The sequence below is a fragment of the Proteus sp. fly-1008 genome, assembly GCF_040140305.1.
Classification (GTDB): domain Bacteria; phylum Pseudomonadota; class Gammaproteobacteria; order Enterobacterales; family Enterobacteriaceae; genus Proteus; species Proteus vulgaris_B.
In genome coordinates this window covers 1-17,831 of the sequence record NZ_JBEEWH010000018.1, presented here as the reverse complement: position 1 = coordinate 17,831, position 17,831 = coordinate 1, and the positions used below count along the sequence as shown (strand labels likewise).

General features: G+C 39.8%; 13 protein-coding genes and 4 pseudogenes. 12 read left to right on the top strand and 5 right to left on the bottom strand.

What is annotated here, in order from left to right:
* Positions 1-822 precede the first annotated feature (822 nt).
* From ABN256_RS18300 to ABN256_RS18270, 7 genes and pseudogenes are all read left to right on the top strand, one after another.
* Positions 823-1,095 (top strand): HNH endonuclease, encoded by a 273-nt coding sequence (locus tag ABN256_RS18300; protein ID WP_196553208.1) that lies wholly within the window; start codon positions 823-825, stop codon positions 1,093-1,095.
* Positions 1,096-1,190: 95 nt separating this feature from the next.
* Positions 1,191-1,346, top strand: coding sequence for a hypothetical protein (locus tag ABN256_RS18295; RefSeq protein WP_231619312.1), 156 nt, complete (start codon positions 1,191-1,193; stop codon positions 1,344-1,346).
* Between the two features lie 259 nt (positions 1,347-1,605).
* Entirely contained in the window at positions 1,606-2,469 is an 864-nt protein-coding gene (locus tag ABN256_RS18290) for an arginase family protein (protein WP_349439859.1), read from the top strand.
* A gap of 88 nt (positions 2,470-2,557) precedes the next feature.
* Positions 2,558-3,130 (top strand): TetR/AcrR family transcriptional regulator, encoded by a 573-nt coding sequence (locus ABN256_RS18285; protein WP_349439858.1) that lies wholly within the window; start codon positions 2,558-2,560, stop codon positions 3,128-3,130.
* Between the two features lie 110 nt (positions 3,131-3,240).
* Positions 3,241-3,843, top strand: a pseudogene (locus ABN256_RS18280) (site-specific integrase).
* Between the two features lie 410 nt (positions 3,844-4,253).
* Entirely contained in the window at positions 4,254-6,212 is a 1,959-nt protein-coding gene (locus tag ABN256_RS18275; protein WP_349439857.1) for an ATP-dependent nuclease, read from the top strand.
* Positions 6,213-6,220: 8 nt separating this feature from the next.
* Positions 6,221-8,113, top strand: coding sequence for a UvrD-helicase domain-containing protein (locus ABN256_RS18270; RefSeq protein ID WP_349439856.1), 1,893 nt, complete (start codon positions 6,221-6,223; stop codon positions 8,111-8,113).
* 408 nt (positions 8,114-8,521) lie between these two features.
* On the opposite strand, the gene ABN256_RS18265 is transcribed toward ABN256_RS18270, so the two are convergent.
* The gene (locus ABN256_RS18265; RefSeq protein WP_349439855.1) at positions 8,522-10,183 is read right to left on the bottom strand and encodes an SEN1985 family protein; all 1,662 of its coding nucleotides are present in this window, start codon (positions 10,181-10,183) and stop codon (positions 8,522-8,524) included.
* Between the two features lie 443 nt (positions 10,184-10,626).
* Here ABN256_RS18265 and rlmF point away from each other — a divergent pair, with 443 nt between their 5' ends.
* From rlmF to ABN256_RS18255, 3 genes and pseudogenes are all read left to right on the top strand, one after another.
* Positions 10,627-11,592 carry a 23S rRNA (adenine(1618)-N(6))-methyltransferase RlmF gene (rlmF, locus tag ABN256_RS18260; RefSeq protein ID WP_349439854.1) on the top strand — a complete coding sequence of 322 codons (966 nt, stop codon included), beginning with the start codon at positions 10,627-10,629 and terminating at the stop codon, positions 11,590-11,592.
* Between the two features lie 780 nt (positions 11,593-12,372).
* A pseudogene (locus tag ABN256_RS19285) lies at positions 12,373-12,531 on the top strand (phage tail fiber protein); the annotation flags it as partial.
* Positions 12,532-12,800: 269 nt separating this feature from the next.
* Positions 12,801-14,501 (top strand): colicin-like pore-forming protein, encoded by a 1,701-nt coding sequence (locus tag ABN256_RS18255; RefSeq protein ID WP_349439853.1) that lies wholly within the window; start codon positions 12,801-12,803, stop codon positions 14,499-14,501.
* Between the two features lie 26 nt (positions 14,502-14,527).
* On the opposite strand, the gene ABN256_RS18250 is transcribed toward ABN256_RS18255, so the two are convergent.
* A complete protein-coding gene (locus tag ABN256_RS18250) occupies positions 14,528-14,863 on the bottom strand; it encodes a colicin E1 family microcin immunity protein (protein WP_231619311.1) in 336 nt (111 codons plus the stop codon).
* Positions 14,864-15,268: 405 nt separating this feature from the next.
* Here ABN256_RS18250 and ABN256_RS18245 point away from each other — a divergent pair.
* A pseudogene (locus ABN256_RS18245) lies at positions 15,269-15,436 on the top strand (isocitrate/isopropylmalate family dehydrogenase); the annotation flags it as partial.
* Between the two features lie 197 nt (positions 15,437-15,633).
* On the opposite strand, the gene ABN256_RS19280 reads toward ABN256_RS18245, so the two are convergent.
* Complete coding sequence (locus tag ABN256_RS19280; protein ID WP_371032804.1) at positions 15,634-15,765, bottom strand: PAAR domain-containing protein; 132 nt, start codon at positions 15,763-15,765, stop codon at positions 15,634-15,636.
* A 236-nt stretch (positions 15,766-16,001) separates the two neighbouring features.
* Complete coding sequence (locus ABN256_RS18240; RefSeq protein ID WP_231619310.1) at positions 16,002-16,382, bottom strand: winged helix-turn-helix transcriptional regulator; 381 nt, start codon at positions 16,380-16,382, stop codon at positions 16,002-16,004.
* Between the two features lie 89 nt (positions 16,383-16,471).
* Here ABN256_RS18240 and ABN256_RS18235 point away from each other — a divergent pair, with 89 nt between their 5' ends.
* The gene (locus tag ABN256_RS18235) at positions 16,472-17,320 is read left to right on the top strand and encodes an SDR family oxidoreductase (protein ID WP_196553204.1); all 849 of its coding nucleotides are present in this window, start codon (positions 16,472-16,474) and stop codon (positions 17,318-17,320) included.
* 129 nt (positions 17,321-17,449) lie between these two features.
* Here the strand turns inward: ABN256_RS18235 and ABN256_RS19275 are convergent.
* Positions 17,450-17,539 (bottom strand): annotated as a pseudogene (locus ABN256_RS19275) (IS3 family transposase); the annotation flags it as partial.
* Positions 17,540-17,831: the final 292 nt, after the last annotated feature.

Genomic DNA, 17,831 nt, shown 5'->3' with positions numbered 1-17,831 from the left:
ATTGCTATTGAGTATGAATTACCCGAAGAAGAAAAACGACAAACAATAGCGATAGAAAATAAAGATAAAAGCTAATTAAATTAGATAATGTGAATAAGATTAAGGCTACACATAATGTGTAGCCTTAATTTTTTTCAGGGGTTTTAAATTGTATTAGCTCAGACTTGGGGCTCATAGGTAGAATATTATTAGAAATTACAGTCTGGTTTGAGCGAACAACAGGCATTTGCTATAAAGGTAAGGCCAAGCTTTCTCTTCTAAATAGGTCTATTAGAGAGAATAGAGAGCGTGAGACCGAGGAGTACAACCAGCGGGAACAAAGATTTGAGTGACCATTTTGCTTCTGGTCAGGGTTTTTATAACAAAGTGTTGCTGTTGGGCAATTTTTCCGCTGTGCTCCAAAATTGACGCAGAGCGTGACGTTCACCGATTGAACTCACAGCACTGTGCGGACTATCTGATTAGATTTAGCCTCAAATCATAGTAATATTAGATCGAATCTGATTATATACATCTAAATTGTAGGTATGAAAGAATTGCCAACACAAAATAAAAAAATGCCGATACGCTAGGAGTCATATCGGCATATAAAATAAACGCAAGAAGCAATGTAAGTCATGTCGTACTAATTCGTATCAGACCTGTCAAATTTGATACATATGTAATGATAATTATTCTCATTAATATATTCAACCCTAAATTAAATAAGGTTACTTTGTAGCCTTTTCGTCTACGCCGACCACAGAATCAACACCCACTTATACCGTTCACACAAGAGCTGTGAGTCGGCACCTTATTAATTAAAATAAATCGGTAAATGTTATGTCAAAAGAGATAAGCGAATTACAGTTTAGTCTTACTGCTGCCACAGTAGTTGACCACATTACTCCACATCGTCTTAAAGAAGCACTTGAATCAGGCGATAAAGAACGTATCGCGAAAGCTCAAGCCTTATTCTGGGACGCAAAAAACTTCCAAAGTTTATGCGAACTGCATCATAACTCAACCAAACAACGTATCGAAAAGAGTGGCAAAGTCATTGGCTGTAATGCGGATGGCATTCCACTCGATCCCAATTCTCATTGGCATCAATAACACCATGAATACAGGGTGGGGGCGGGGTAAAAGTTCAGACACTTTCGCCCTGATTTCCTTGTGCGGTATTAATCACAACAATTGGGCATATTGGAATGATGGATTCGATGGGAGGAAAAACGATTAGAGTAACTCTTTGTGGGCGAGGTAATCGTATTATCCCTCATTCCATGATAGTAGCCGGACAGATGTCAACAACCTCACTAGGTAAGCAGTATTTTTATATTGATGTGAGGGAGTATGGTGGGTGATAGAAGAGTTTAGATGGTTGGTTTAGTTGTTGAGTACGAGAGATCGCTAAAAAAGGATATATTCGTTGGTGGTCGGCTTTGTGCCAGAAGCGGACTTTGGTTGAAACTAGTCTGCAACAGTGATTTTTTCCTTTAGTTAACTTAACGTGCCGTGCTGCTTGCGAAAGAACGATAATTACGTAAAATGAATGAACGTTCATTCGCTAATGAATTGTGATTCATTCAATCAGTCTGTTGTCAAAACAAGCAAAGGCAAATTATGACCAGTAAAACGCTCAGACTTTTATTTCCCCAATGGCAAGGCGGCAATAACCCACCCTATCATCTTGGGTCGCTTCTTCTCTCGTATCTTTCCCCCGAATCGGATGGCCCTGTCGAGTCTGTTCCGGTCGATGAGCCCACAACGGAGCTACAGGCCGTAGTGGATGGCATTACCGCTAAACCTCAAATTATCAGGCAGCTCAACGATGCAGTCACTCTGGTTGAGAAACATAATCCAGATTCAATTGTCGTTTTTGGTGGCGATTGCCTGGTATCACTGGCTCCTTTTGCCCATCTGCTCAATAAATACGGTGATAAGCTGGGTGTGCTCTGGATTGACTCTCATCCTGATGTGCAGACTGCAAGACAATATCCGAACGCCCATGCCCATGTTCTTGGAGCGCTAATTGGAACGGGTGATAAAGATTTAGTTGCTCATGTATCAACCAGACTTAACCCTTCAAAAATAATGATTGCAGGTATCCACGATCCACTGCCTTATGAAGCTGAATACCTTGCCAGTCATGGCATTGAGACGATAGGTCCTGAAAAGGTTAAAAACGACGCGAAAGACGTGACGGAGTGGATCGAGAGAGAAAATATTGAACATCTGGCAATACACATTGATCTGGACGTTCTCGATCCGTCATTTTTCCGTTCGGTTCTTTTCGCCCAGCCAGGCAGAGGAGAGCATGACTTTGGTGACGTCGCAGAAGGTAAACTATCCATTGAGGATGTTCTAAACGTAATCGCTCAAGCAACCTCAAAAGCGGAGCCTGTCGGCCTTACAATTGCCGAACATTTACCCTGGGATATGCTGAATTTGAAGAATATGCTCAGTGCGTTGCCGCTTATGAAGTGATATCAGATTCTGGAGTCAGAGTTCAACACTGGCTCCAGGAATAAAAGTGCGTTAAAGTCTGGGTACTGGATTAAACATAATAGTCAACATGTTAAAGAAAACCGAAACCTACCATAAGCTGATTACTGCTGCTGCTGCCTGCTTTGCAGAAAAAGGCTTTAGTGCGACAAGTGTGCGTGAAATTTCGACCCGGGCAGGGATTAGTCAGGGGGCGATGTACACGTATTTTAAAAGCAAGGATGATCTCATCAAGGCAATCGTTCTTGAAGAGCAGAGTTCAGCTTTGGCAAACCATAATGCTCCATCTAAAGGCTCGTTTTTCGACCGCCTTTGCGCGCAAGTTACTTCGTGCATAAGCGATGTAGGTTATCCCGTTACGCATCAACTGTGGGTTGAAATAATGGCGGAGTCTGCACGGAACCCTGAATTGCAGAAAACGTATATATCCAGTGATATCATCATGCGGCAAAGTCTTGCAGGGATTATCGCGGACGGTATTGCTGCGGAGGAGTTTCGCCGGGATATTAACCTTGAGGAAGTCACGATTATTCTTTTTGCCTTTATTGACGGCTTAATCGCGCGCAAGGCTATAAACGCATCCTTCTCATTCAACCGCGACCTGCCTATGTTTTTTGATTTGATGTCAAAATTATTGAAATAATGCTAAACAGCTTTAGTCAACGCGATAGCCTGGGATTCTCAAATGACCGCTCTTCGCTCCTTTCGGGATAACAGTCATAATTAAATCTCTACATCATAGGAGATTTAATTATGTCTAAGTCACCGTGGAATAAAGGTCGTATCATTGGACAAAAACGACCACTTAAAATATCTCATATCTGGGGGATCTGTATTAGACTCGAGTTGGAAGGGAAAATTCGCGACTTAGCTTTGTTCAATTTAGCCTTGGATAGTAAGCTTCGGGGCTGTGATCTCGTTAAATTGAAGGTATCAGATATTGCATATGGCAGTGCAGTCTCCAGCAGAGCAACTGTGTTGCAACAAAAGACTGGTAGTCCTGTCCAATTTGAGCTGACTAAGGGAACTCGAGATTCAGTTGCTACATGGATAAGAATGGCTCACTTACATAGTGGGGACTATATTTTCCAATCCCGAGTTGGTTCTGCTCAACATATTTCTACCAGACAATACAATCGTATTTTTCATGGTTGGATTGAATAGTTAGGCCTTGATAATTCGCTGTACAGCACGCATTCTATGCGCAGAACTAAGCCATACCTGATCTACCAGAAAACAAAGAATCTTCGTGTTATTCAGTTATTACTTGGACATAAAAAACTGGAAAGCACGGTTCGTTACCTTGGCATTGAAGTCGATGATGCATTGGAAATTTCTGAGTCAATTGAAGTATAAATCTATCAGGGCTGTTTATCAGCCCTGTGCCAATAGTGGACCTTGAGGTGTTACTCCTTTCTGCCCCTATTCGCTTCATTTGAACTAGAAGCGTTGATGCCGCCAATTCTAGATAAAGCCATTAAGGAAGAGCTAGTGTGATGACTTTGCCTGCTCCCTCCTGGCATACGACGTCAGTGCTTCGATTTCTGGATATGACTATAGTTAAGTCTGGAAACAGCTGTCAGGCGCATAACTCATCTGATAACACTGCTTAAAAGCGACTTCAAAATTGCATTTATTACGGCACCACCAAGGTGCCGTTTTTGATTGAATAACCGATACGCGATCACATGGTCGCGCTTTGTTAGTTGAAAGTTTGCAATAGAAGCCTAATCTAATCTGTGGGTATTTAGGAGAGGGAACCTGCTGTGCATATTGAGAAAATAAATCTACAGAACTTTAGAAGCTTCGGACCAGAGAGGCAGAGCATAGCTGTCGATCCAGATCTAACCACCTTGGTTGGAGCAAATGGTGCAGGGAAAACGGTCTTGATGCAGGCTTTACAGCGAATGTTCGGTATCTCCAATGAACAGCGGATGATTCGCCGTCAGGATTTTCATATTCCATCTTTGGAAGAAGAAATACCCAGTAAGCGAACTCTCATGCTTGAAGCCATTGTCGCCTTCCCCGAACTGGATGATGAAGACGGAGATCACTCTGTGATACCAGATTTCTTTCACCATATGAGCGTTACAGATGAGGGTGGAAAACTGAAGTGTCGTTTGCGCTTGGACGCGGAATGGGAAGATGATGGCTCAATAGACGGATACATTACGAGCCAGTTCCGTGCCGTTACGACATGGGGTGAGCCAGTAGAGGCTGATTTTCACAATGTGCGCCCAACAGATCGTTCTCGAATCCAATTGATTTACGTCCCAGCCACACGATGCGCAGTTTCTCAGGTATCAGCCTTTCTGAAAAGCCGTCTTTGGAAGGCTATTAACTGGTCGGAACAAGTTCGGTCATCTTTTACTCAAAAGGCCACAGAGCTGAACGAATCTTTTGAAGGCGAAAATGCGATCAGTACCGTTACCGGAAAGCTCACAGAGCGTTGGCAAGAGCTGCACTCTGCTGGAACTGATAGTACACCGAAGTTTCGTCTGGTCGACCTACGCTTTGAAGAATTTGTTCGTAAGGTAGAAGTACTGCTGCACCCAGATGAAAGTAGTCGGGATCGGAGTATTGATGAGCTAAGTGATGGCCAAAGTTCGCTGTTTCACATCGCCATGACTTCAGCTACTCTCGATGTTGAAACCGAGATCTTAGCTCAGCCAGAGAGTGAAGATTTTCTCGGTGCAGACTTGCCCTTGCCCTCGTTGACTATTTTGGCGCTTGAGGAGCCGGAGAATAACCTAGCCCCATACTATTTATCTCGAATCATAAGCCAGATCAGCAGCCTGGTGCATGGTTTAAGAGCACAAGCCATACTATCCAGCCATTCGCCGAGCATTCTCGCCAGAATCCAACCAACGCAAGTAAGGCACTTCAGGTTAGCAACAGAATCAAACACCACCGTTGTTCGTCAACTGACTTTACCCGATGAAGAGAATGAAGCTGCAAAGTACATTCAGCAAGCGGTGAGAGCCTATCCAGAGTTGTATTTCGCTAAGGTCGTGGTTCTTGGCGAAGGGGCTTCCGAAGAGGTAATTCTTCCCGCAATATCAGAAGCTATGGGCATACCAATAGATAAATCTTTTGTCGCCATGGTTCCATTAGGGGGCCGCCATGTAAACCACATGTGGCGTTTGCTAACAGATTTACAGATCCCCTTTCTCACATTACTCGATCTGGATTGGGGACGGCACGGCGGTGGCTGGGGAAGGATTAAGAACGCAGTCGCCAAGTTGATAGAGTATGGAATACCTGCTGAAAGTATTTTTACTCGGGGAGTGCATGCTGACGGGGTTTCTGTAAATCTGGCTGAGTTTGATGCTTTCAGGTGTGATGATTTTGAATTTATGAGTCGTTGGGTTAGCTATCTTCGTCAACCCCATTTTAACGTATACTTCTCCAGTCCATTAGACATTGATTATTCGATGCTAAAAGCATTTCCGGAACAATACTGTGTTGCTCCCGACGAAAGTTCTACCGGGCCATCTAGTCGTGGGGAGCCTGGTGATGCCGTCATGGGCGACGAGGGAAACCCTGAATTTTACGCTGACGATCTGCTTAATCTGCGCTGGTACAGGTACCTATTCTTGGGAAGGGGTAAGCCTAGCACGCACATTCGAGTGCTTGGAATTATTCCGCCAGAACAGTTGGCTCAGAACGCACCAGAAGAACTGCGAGCTTTAATTCAGTCTATTCACACAGCCCTTCAAAACTAGGGGGCAAAGTGAAGTTTATCCGACCTGACCACTGGCAGCCCCAAGGGATCGACGATCTTGAGCCAAATGCTTGGCAAGCACTAAGGCAACGAGAGTCCACAAGCATTATCGCTGGCCCAGGAGCCGGAAAAACAGAGTTTTTAGCGCAAAAGGCTGCATATTTGCTTGAGACTGGCCTATGTCCACCAAACAAAAAAATTCTGGCCATTTCATTTAAGACTGATGCCGCAAAAAATCTCGCAGATAGAGTGAAAGAGCGTTGTCCAGAAGAACTCAGCAATCGATTTATTTCGATGACTTTTGACGCATTCACTAAGAATTTAGTGGATCGATTTCGTATGGCCTTGCCTGAGTATCATCGCCCATCAAAGCGATATGAAATCTCTTTTCTATCTTTTCACCAAGAGAAGCTGCTTATTAGTAGTTTCAGAAATAATTTTAGGAACGCAGTGGGTATCTATAGTTTTACGCAAAGACTCCAAAACATGAATCAGTTTATCGGAAGTGTGCGTATAGGAGATCCCAAATTGTCATGGTTGGAGGAGGAATTTTTAACTTTTTGGTTGAGTCAACAAATAAACTACCCTGACGGTATTTCCAGAGTGTCATTTCTGGCGCTAAATCGACTTGCTGAATATATCGTTCGCACTAACGATCATGTTCGTAGATCTATTAGAGCATCATACCCTATTGTCTTTGTGGATGAGTTCCAAGATACCACGTTTGCTCAATATGATTTTCTATCTTCTGTTTTTAAGTCGAGTGAAGCTGAGGTAACAGCAGTTGGGGATTACAAGCAAAGAATAATGGGGTGGGCCGGAGCTAAAGGTGATGTGTTTCATCAATTTGAGGCTGACTTTTCGGCACATCGACATTCTCTACTCCTAAATCACCGCTCTTCACCTGAATTGGTCAGGATACAACATGTTATTGCACAAGCTATTGACCATGAAGAGAGAGAGGTTCAGACAAGTAATATCAATTTAATTTCTGGTGATGCCGCCTGGATTTGTTGTAGTTACAATATAAATCAGGAGGCTGCTCATTTGGCTCAGTGGATAGCAAATGACTTGCTAGGTAGGTCACTGAATCCAAGAAACTATTCTATTCTGGTACGTCAAAAACCAGAAGATTATGAACAACAGCTATCTTATTATCTCGCTCAATATGGACTGAGCTTACGAAATGAGAGTGTGAAAATAGGTCAAACTACATTACAAGATTTGCTTGCTGAAGAACTGACCATTTTGTTCTCTACTCTGCTAAGGCTGGGACTTGGCCGTCGAAATGCACAAGCGTGGAATCAACTATCATCAGATATACAGATTCTTCGTAATACGAACCAGGAAGATGAAAAAGCACTACGACAGGTTGAACGCGAGCTAACAAAGTTTATTTCTACACTTCGGGTGTTAATGCAACAGCCTCTGACACGAGAAAATGGTCGTGATGTATTTGAGCGAACCATAAAATTTATTAACTCAGACGATCTTCGCAGCTCCTTTTCTCGTTACGCTACAGGAGATTTACTTGAAATAAACTTGGCAGCACTTGAAGAGTTTTTTACAAACTGTGTTGATACTCAGATCTCTTGGGCGGGTTTGCTAGATGAGTTTGAAGGTACGAACCATATTCCTCTTATGACTATTCATAAAAGTAAGGGACTTGAATTCGATACAACTATTTTCATGGGGATTGACGACAACGCTTGGTGGTCCTATAAGCAAGGTGATACGGAAGGACTATCGACATTTTTTGTAGCATTGTCTCGCGCTAAACAAAGGGCTATTTTTTCCTATTGTCAGCAAAGAGGGCAACGAACCAAAGTTGCAGATTTTTATGCGTTGTTGACGGCCGCTGGTGTTCAGGAGTATGTGATCCCACCAAGTGTAGTGGCATAGTGAATTTGGTCACTTCATTTGAGGTTTTGTAATACCTTTTCTAATTCGTTAACTGCTAATTAAGCGAAAGCTGTAACTCATTTATGCCCCAAAACGAGTTTTGTCCGACCGTCAGCTCCTCGCTCAAAGCTGTTCTTTGGTCTGACCTACGATAGCTTAGTGCCAAAAGCGGATGCTAGAGAACGCAGCCAGCTTAGATAGGTAAGTATTTTTCACGAAAGAATTTTTGTTACAATTTTATAAAAATAGCTCGTTTATAGGCCTTGAAAAGGTCACATTTGCGACCTCTTCATTTAAATGATAGATGAGCTGTATGCTTACGTTCAAATTACCCATATTTTGAAGGCTAAGTTTAACTGTGAAAATTGGATCTAACTTGACCTTCTAATAATTTAAAAATAAAGGATTTCACTCGCCGCTCTCTTTTAGGAAATCGTTAAGGTTAATTCTCGATTCAAATTCAGAGAAATTAGGCCACTCTTTTGTATGCGCATCAACTAAATTTGCGCCATAGTAACTTACGGTCGATAAGTAATGACTTTGTTTTGTAATTAAGTCCATGCAAGCTCTGATGATAACTTGCCGTTCCATTGCCTTTAAATCATTACCATATAACTCCAACATAGGAAGCCAGTCATAAAGAGGGCGGCAGTTATCAAACGAAAACATATCAAGATACATTTCTCGACTCTTAGCCTTATATCTTGCCCTCCAGTGTTGATCTGTATTAATATGATAGGCATTACCAAGATGATTTAATGCAAGCTCAACCCAAAGGTGTGGCATTGGAACATCACAAAAGAAAGGACTACGTCTGTCTGGAATTGATTTTTCAATCTCACTAATACAATTGGATAAAGTGGGTGATAAGACCTTTTTATAAATATAGCTTCCATTTTTAAGGAGGTCATATAATTGAGCACATTTAAGATATGATGTTTTATTATGTCTGTTTTTGATAAATTCACTGTACCAAAATTTACATGCATTGCCTTCATAATCATTTAGATAATCAACGAAACTCCAGAATGGATAATTTTCAGCATCTTCAAATAATTCCATGCCTTCAAAATCTTCCTCTTCCTCTTCTTCATTATTCATGTATTTTTCAACAATTTCATTAGGAGTAGAGATTTTTTCTATGGCTTGATTTATATCCTCCTCGTTTTTATTCAAAAAAAGGTTTTTTAAGCGTTCGTTACTGGCCACTTTGAAAATTGGCGCAAGGTAGCTCGCAAACAAATAAGGATAATGTGAGGAAAATGCGCCGTATGCCTGATTAAAATTATCTCGAACCAAAGTTTCAAAAACTTTATCTTCTGGATCTTCATTTTCCTCTATCTCACGCTTTGTAAAATATGAATACGATAATCTCCCTTCGACATGGTATGAATCTTCATCTGAACCAGAATAAATGGATTTTTCAAGGAAAGTATGTGAAGCAAAATAACTTGAAAGGAAGTTAATATTATCTTCAGTTGCATTGGGTAATGCACTGTTAATGATAAGAACCCCCAAGTCTGCTAATGAATTATTTTCAAAAATACTATTTATTGTATGAATTGGAGCAGGCTTTCTTGTCAGTAATGTTGCTGTAAAATCCAAATAAATTATATCAAATTTAAATGAGGTTATTTGCATCAAGTCAACAATATCCCCATTGAATATTTTTAGTGTGGGATATTTTTCCTTAGCGGAATCTAATGCTGACCTATAAGTAGTCCCATCCATTTCAATTGCCCAAACGTTCTCCACCCTTACGCCAAGCTTCGTCAGTATATTTAAATCATTTTCAGGTTCTGGACCGCAGAAAAAAGCAATTTTTAGATTACTAGGCTTTCTACTTCCATAAATCTCATCTGCAAATTCTTCCCACGCTTGAAGCACACTCATATTTGGATTGGAATATTTATGGGGTAATGCTTCATTAAAAGAATAGTCCCATAACTTTCTAATCGTTTCTGTTTTTATTATCTTTTGTTGCTTTCTGTTTATTGTTAGTTTATCTATGGCCTGACTCCATATTTCTTCTCGACTTAATTCTTTAACTTGTTGCTTATAAGTGGTCATCTTTTTCCTTAGTTATACAGTGACGTCATTTACTATGAATTATCATGCATTAGGTTTTAATACACTAGCTGAAAATGGTCGCTAACCTTTGATAAAATATCGTTTTACTCAAAGCTAAGAGTTTAGTCTCGAGACCTGCTCCCTGATAATTCACTCAGAAGGCTGTTAGCAATGTCCGCTCTTCGCACAAAACAGCCATTTGAATTTTACATGTGGGCAGGTTTGTTGGCCACACTCAGCCAGCCGGGTCATATACTGATGTATGTTCCCTTGCCGCCTTCCTGCATCTTGAATTACGTTGGATATAAAGAGCAGGGCATTCCGGAATAAACTCTGAATTCAGGCTTAATACGGTTTCATCCCGAGCTGTTAGCTGCAACTTGAAAGCTATAGGGTATATGGTATCGTACGCGTCAGAAATACCTTTAAGAGAGTCCTTCACGGTGGAAAAAAAGAAAACCTTCCTGCAGCAGAAAAGCGGCTTGCACCCGCGTAACCGTCATCGTTCACGCTATGATTTCCCGGAGCTGATCGCCAGTTGCCCTGCACTGGAGCCGTTCGTCAAGCCGAACGCCTGGGGCGACATCTCAGTAGATTTTGCCGATCCTGCGGCGGTTAAAATGCTCAACCGTGCATTACTGCAACATTTTTATGGCATTGAACACTGGGACATTCCCGCCGATTATCTGTGCCCGCCGATCCCTGGGCGTGCCGACTATTTACACCATCTGGCCGACCTGCTGGCGACCAGCTACGGCGGTGAGTTCCCTCGCGGTAAAGGCGTGGCGATCCTTGATGTGGGTGTTGGTGCCAACTGTATTTATCCGATTATTGGCCTGCGTGAATACGGCTGGCGTTTTACCGGTTCGGAGATTAATCCGATATCGCTCAATTCGGCCAAAATGATCGTGGAGATGAATCCGACACTGAGAAACGGCGTGCGCCTGCGTTTACAAAAACACCCCGAATGTATTTTGAACGGCATCATCGGCGTGGCAGAGAAATTTGATGCCACACTGTGTAATCCACCGTTCCACAGCTCTGAACAGGAAGCGCAAGCCAGCACCCGTCGCAAATTGCACAAGCTGGGTAAAGGCGAGGTAGCCGACACGCCGGTACAGAACTTTGGCGGCAAAAATAAAGAGCTATGGTGTGAAGGTGGTGAAGAAGCCTTTGTGCGTAAAATGGTAGAGGAGAGCGTTAGCCTGGCGCAAAACTGCCTGTGGTTCACCTCGTTGATTTCTAAAAGCACTACCTTGCCTTCGATTTATCACGCCTTGAAGCTGGTGGGTGCGGCCGAAGTCCGTACCATTGAAATGGCGCAGGGGCAAAAAATCAGTCGCTTCGTGGCTTGGACTTTCCACGACGCACAACAGCAGGTCGCCTGGGCGACAGAACGCTGGCGTTAATTTCCCTGGTGCCAGTTATTTAACCGGCACCGATAAAACTTCGTATTTCCCTTTCAATTTCTGCATGTTGCGTTATTCTCAATATGCCTTCCAATACTACAAATCTTAAAAAAGTTATTTATTCAAAATACAATAGTTACCTTACTTAGTTGATATTTTAATCCGGTATATATACCCAACGTAATTCAAGCTGTAGTCTGAGCGCAACCTGCGGTTTGAATGAATAAGGGGATATGATCACATTATAAACACATTAAGGAAGATGCATTGTTCGGAGGAAATCATTCAGGCTTGGAATGACGCAAGGAGCAGCTTGTTTGAGTATACATCCCATGAGCCTCCTTTCCTCCCCCCTGTTTTAAATGACGGGCAGAACTAGCAGCCTCATAATGTCGCAGTACTCACTGTGGCATTATTCATCGAATCCGTTTCTGCTAAAATCTATCGTACTTGAAGAGGATCGGAAGTAATTCACGGCCAAACAGCTTAGCCAGCCCCCATTTATTGGTGCTTAGAATTATTCGTAATCCTCTATCAACAGCGAGAACATCAGGTGGGGGCTGGGTAATATAAGTGGCAGCGACAGTGTATTGATAACCTGTTTTTTGGTCAACTTCATCATTTATGCCTATGTTGGGTTAATCAGATTAACCTTCCCGATAAACAAGGTCCTCATTCCCCGACCGTGAATGTTCGCTCTTCGCTCAGAGCTGATAATTAAGTTCGAATGGTTGATAGCAAGTTTGATAAGCTCTCGACCACTTCTAGGTTAACTCTGAAGTTAATGAAGATGTTTCTATCCTCGTCAAAACCTATCACCGTACTCATCCTAATGCGCCTAAATTCGCCCGTAATGATATTGATGGTTACAGCGATAGTGACCCAATTGATATCCCAGCCGGTCGTTTTATCTCTGTTCGTGTGCAAATGCCAGAGTAATCACTCTATAACGAGAGAATGCGTGAGATGGAAGAGGCACAGAAGGTGGAAGAGGAGCGTAGACAAAAAGAAGAGATGGAAAATCAGGACACCAATAGCGCACTAGAATTTGATTATTAATCAAATATATTTAATTCAAGGAAGGATTAAATGGTAATGATAACTATTCCGAATATAGCCGAAATAAGACGATTGTTTTACGATTACTATTGATTATACTGTATTTGCATACAGTGGTTGTGTGCTATTAAATATAAAAAGGAATTTATATGATTATAACAAGAGCTAACGTTGATCAATATCCTTGGCTTCCAGCTGATGTTATTCGTGATATCAAACAATATGGCTGGACTTATAATACCGACGGTGATGGTGGTTGGATAACAGATGGAGGAAAAGTAAGTGATAATGGTGCGGAGGAGAAACTATTGGCAGTGCTAAGTGGGGTACCAATTAATAAGTCTAATCATAATTTTAATTGGGCAAAAATACCCACTTTTGCTGATAGCGATAAAGAAGAATATCAGTCTCCTAATATGGGTAATGATGGATCATCACCTTTTAATCCAAATACTAAATTTAAAGTGAATAAACCGCAAAAGCCCGTTATTATTTCTAGTAATAATAATAAACTAACTAATAGCTCAAACAATAAAGAATTAGCTACAAATAAAGGTGTAATGCATTTTAATGGTATTGTTATTGAGCAACTCGAAACATTTAAAAAGAAATATTTTCTTACAAAAGAAGCTGTTAATTTAGTTCAAGATAAATTGATAGAGTCTGTTATTAATTTATACAGTAAAGAAAATCGTATTGATGATAATAAGGTGAATTCAGTAAATTTTATGGAGTTTAGTGAGTTTGATAATGATTCATTTAATGAATTTGATCTTATGTCTACTATCCCTGCAGAAAACTTAATTAACAATTCTGATTTGATGTCTGGCGAACTTAATAAAATTGCAAAAAACAATGGTACAGTTGATGTTAATGCAAGAATGGCTGTAATTAAAGACAACAATAAAGTGATTGCAACGCTAACTAGAACTGATGGTGTCTTAGTGACTAAAAAAGTCCCTGTATATGAAGTTAATTATGCTGCTAATAGTTATCATGTAGACATTAAAAATATGGGGATTGAATATTCGCTTAGACCCACTAGCTCCTCTAGTGGCCTTGGTTTACAAGGAAATGTTATTCAAAATTACTCAAATGAAAATAAAAAATTCTCATATCCAGAAAAAGTAGAATTACCTAATAAGGTAGAAAACAAAAGGATAGAAGTGCCATATCCACATCAATTTAATGATGCAATTATTGTATTTCCTAGAAATTCAAACTTACCGCCTTTATATGCTTATTCGGGCTTCCCTGCAATTGAACTTAAGGATAAAGATCCGCGTCCTCAGCAGGAAAAAGAGTTTAATGACATCAAGGATGGAGTGAAATTTACAATTTCATTTTACGAAAAAGTAACACAGGAATTTGGTAAAAAGGCAGCACAATTATCTAGAGAGTTAGCAGAACAATCTAAAGGAAAAACAATCAGAAATGTAGAAGATGCTTTACGTACATATGAGAAATATGGGCAGAATATTAATAATAAAATTAATGCCAAAGATCGAGCTGCTATTATAAAAGCATTAGAATCTATTGATGCAAAACAGTTAGCTTCAAACTTAGGTAAATTTAGTAAAGGGCTTGGATATACCAATCACGCGATTAATGCCGTGGAATTACTTGTTGAATTTAAAAAAGCGGTTAAAACGGGAAATTGGCGTCCATTTTTTGTTAAAGCCACTGCAATTACTGCTGGTATGGCTACGGTGGCATTGACAGCTTTTGCCTTTAGTTTAATTATTGGTGGACCTGTTGGAATTTTAGGGTATGCCCTTATCATTGCAACAGTTGGTGCCTTGATTGACGACGCTTTGGTTGAAAAAGTCAGCGGTGCAATTGGTATTTAATATGTAGGGTAATAGGATAATCAATTTTAATTGGTTATCCTATTTTTTGTGAAATATAAAGCTAGATATATGATGCTAAATGGAATTGAAAATATAAAACAAAATAAGTGGTATAGAGCTACTCCACCATGTTTAGCTGGTGTATTTATAAATAATCCAGTATTCCAGAATTTTTTTGTTGTATATTTTAATGCGAATTTTTCGATAAGCATTTTGGAAAAAGGAAAAAAAATTGCACTAGGTATGCTTAAAGTTAGCATTAATAAGCCTTCAATAGTGTGATCGTTATAATTAAGATAAACCATCACCAACATCATAAAATAGCCCCAGAACATATTATTAATATAATATTTTTTAGTCATATCCAAATCCTACTAAATAATCAGCTTTTTACATGAATGCCATTTTAATGGTAATAGTTCTTATTTTCAATAAATTAAACGGTAATTATAGTCAACTTCACTTGTTACACTAAGTCGTTCTCATTTTTCTCTTAAATAATCATATCGATCATAATGTTTCTGGGAAATTTCTAGTCTTTTGTGATTTTGCATTCCATATCTTTTAACTCAGAAGTTATTCCTATTTGCCCAGCTAATATTTTGAATACTTACTGAATCATGCTTACGGTTCTAATATGTAGTTATCAAAACCAATAAAAGTATTATGCTAATCAATTGGTTATAAAAAGGCATAAACATCGTCTTTTAGGTCTGTGAAGAGTAAATATACCTTAATAAACAAATGCTTAATAATAGTGGGAATGCATAATGCTACGCCACATGGGTTGGACAGAAGCCGCTGACTTAATCATTAAAGGTATGGAAGGCGCAATTGCCGCGAAGACTGTAACTTATGATTTTGAACGTCAGTTAGAAGGCGCTAAACTGCTGAAATGTAGCGAGTTTGGTGACGCGATTATCAAACATATGTAATTGTTGATTTGATAAATAGTTAACGGGAGCTTATTAGTTCCCGTTTTTTATTATCTAAAATAAGGAATAAATTTATGTATACACTTAAATTAATTATTGAACATGAAGGCCGTAAAGTGGAAGAAGTCCACTGCTTAGGGGATAAATAGCTTAGATATTAATGGATTTTGGGCGTCAGGGGGGAGTAGTGCTAATTTTTACAATTTATTAACTCTACTTTCACCAGTAATCACTGTTCCTACTTGTTTACATTTAGGGCAAATAGTCGTTGTATCTCCTACTCTGAGAGCTACTTTTTGGTGACAATTTACATTATGGAAAGCTGCAATACAGGTTGCGCCTGTTGTTGTTCGATCACCATTGAATTACCAAAAAGGTTTGGTCTTAATGTCGACATTGCACATCCTTTTTTTATTTTTTATGAAGACGTTACTTAATGAAATAGGTCTTTATAGTGATAAAATAGGTTAATTCATCTATTTCTAATTCAGGCCAATCACCAAGAACAGTGATTTCTAATCTATATTGGCCATATTCTTGTGGGACTGATGCTATAGAAAAAACATCACTCTACTTTATCTTCATCATTTATCAGTATATTAGGTAGATTTATTTCTATCCAATCCGCCAGAATGGTGACTTTTTCGCTTACTTGTTCACCTAGCTCAGTTAACGTGTACTCTACATGAGGTGGCAATACAGGGTATGATACTCGATTAATAAAACCATCCTGTTCTAGTAATTGTAAGGATTGAGATAACATTTTCTCACTCACCCCACCAATTTTACGTCTTAACTCACTGAAACGATGAGTCCCATCACGTAGAGCAATTAAAATTAAAATCCCCCAAAGGCTTGTTACATGCTTAAGGATCTTACGAGATGGGCACTGCTTGGCAAAGACATTACCATCGCGTAATTGCTGAGAAATTGTTAAATTCGCCATTTTACACTTACCTTTTTGTTCGTACTTACTTAAAGTAAGTTTAGGTGTTATCTTAACGAAACACAAGTGATACATTAAGGAGTTACCTCATGATTGCGATTACCGGTGCTACAGGTCTTTTGGGCCAACATGTTATTGAAAATCTTTTACAGATAGTTCCTGCCAACCAGATAGTGGCGATTGTCCGAAACTTGGTAAAAGGCGCACCTTTGAGTCAGAAAGGGATTTCTGTGCGTCAGGCAGATTACAATGATGAAGCATCATTAATAAGTGCTTTACAAGGTGTCGATAAATTGCTCCTGATTTCTTCAAGTGAAATAGGTATGCGAGTTACACAACACCGAAATGTAATTAGCGCTGCAAAATTAGCTAACGTGAAGTTTATTGCTTATACAAGTTTGTTACATGCAGACTGTTCTCCACTAAATTTGCATGTTGAGCATGTAGAAACTGAAAAAATGCTAGCTGATTCAGGTATCCATTACACTCTACTGCGCAATGGTTGGTATACAGAAAATTATCTAGCTAGCGTACCAGCTGCACTTGAGCATGGTATTTTTATTGGAGCCGCAGGTGATGGAAAAATTGCATCAGCGACTAGAGCAGACTATGCCGCTGCGGCTGCTCGTGTGATGATTGAAGATGGACATATAGGGAAAGTTTACGAACTCGCTGGTGATGACGCTTGGACATTAGATCAGCTAGCAAAAGAACTGACTAAACAGAGTGGGAAGAATATTGTATATCAAAATCTAAGTCAGAAAGACTTTGTAGCTGCACTGAAAAGCGCAGGTTTGCCTGATGAGTTATCAATTATGATTGCTGATTCTGATGTTGGGGCTTCCCAGGGAGGGTTGTTCGATGATAGCCATACTATGAGAAAGCTAATAGGACGACCAACAACTACACTTGCTGAAAGTATTAAAGATGTTCTGTAAATCGATATCTTTGTACGATTTGGGTAGTAATTAAATATCAGATATTGGTAAACAGTTGCAATTTATTATCAGTATAAAAACTTGGATGTTAAACAACTGAACTAACCCCATTTTATTGGGCAATTTAAATTAGTTAAGTAAAGACTGAGTCCGGTATTGAACTGGACTCAGTCCTTTTAATTTTATTTTGATCTGCACAGTATTGTAATATTTGATATATTCATGAAGTTCTTCTTCTAACTTGCTTTGTATAAAAACATTCTGTTTTTAATATGCAAAAAATTCTCTATTAATAGCGTCACTGGTTTGGAAGTACAGACCTATTTATGTTAGTAAGTTTAAAATTGTTCCCGTTTAGCGTTATCCTCGATACCTCTTCATTGTGAATTCCTTCTAATTAATTCCCATAAGTAAAAATACAAAACAAACCGCACATGCCTTATGGCAAATTAAATAAATTAAAGGAAATTCTATGTCTAATACAATGACTGGTACAGTAAAATGGTTCGAT

Coding starts and splice junctions, on each gene's coding strand:
- ABN256_RS18265 (WP_349439855.1), bottom strand. CDS start 10,183: ATGACCACTTATAAGCAACAAGTTAAAGAATTAAGTCGAGAAGAAATA.
- ABN256_RS18255 (WP_349439853.1), top strand. CDS start 12,801: ATGATTATAACAAGAGCTAACGTTGATCAATATCCTTGGCTTCCAGCT.
- ABN256_RS18285 (WP_349439858.1), top strand. CDS start 2,558: ATGTTAAAGAAAACCGAAACCTACCATAAGCTGATTACTGCTGCTGCT.
- ABN256_RS18295 (WP_231619312.1), top strand. CDS start 1,191: ATGATGGATTCGATGGGAGGAAAAACGATTAGAGTAACTCTTTGTGGG.
- ABN256_RS18250 (WP_231619311.1), bottom strand. CDS start 14,863: ATGACTAAAAAATATTATATTAATAATATGTTCTGGGGCTATTTTATG.
- ABN256_RS18240 (WP_231619310.1), bottom strand. CDS start 16,382: ATGGCGAATTTAACAATTTCTCAGCAATTACGCGATGGTAATGTCTTT.
- ABN256_RS18290 (WP_349439859.1), top strand. CDS start 1,606: ATGACCAGTAAAACGCTCAGACTTTTATTTCCCCAATGGCAAGGCGGC.
- ABN256_RS18300 (WP_196553208.1), top strand. CDS start 823: ATGTCAAAAGAGATAAGCGAATTACAGTTTAGTCTTACTGCTGCCACA.
- ABN256_RS18235 (WP_196553204.1), top strand. CDS start 16,472: ATGATTGCGATTACCGGTGCTACAGGTCTTTTGGGCCAACATGTTATT.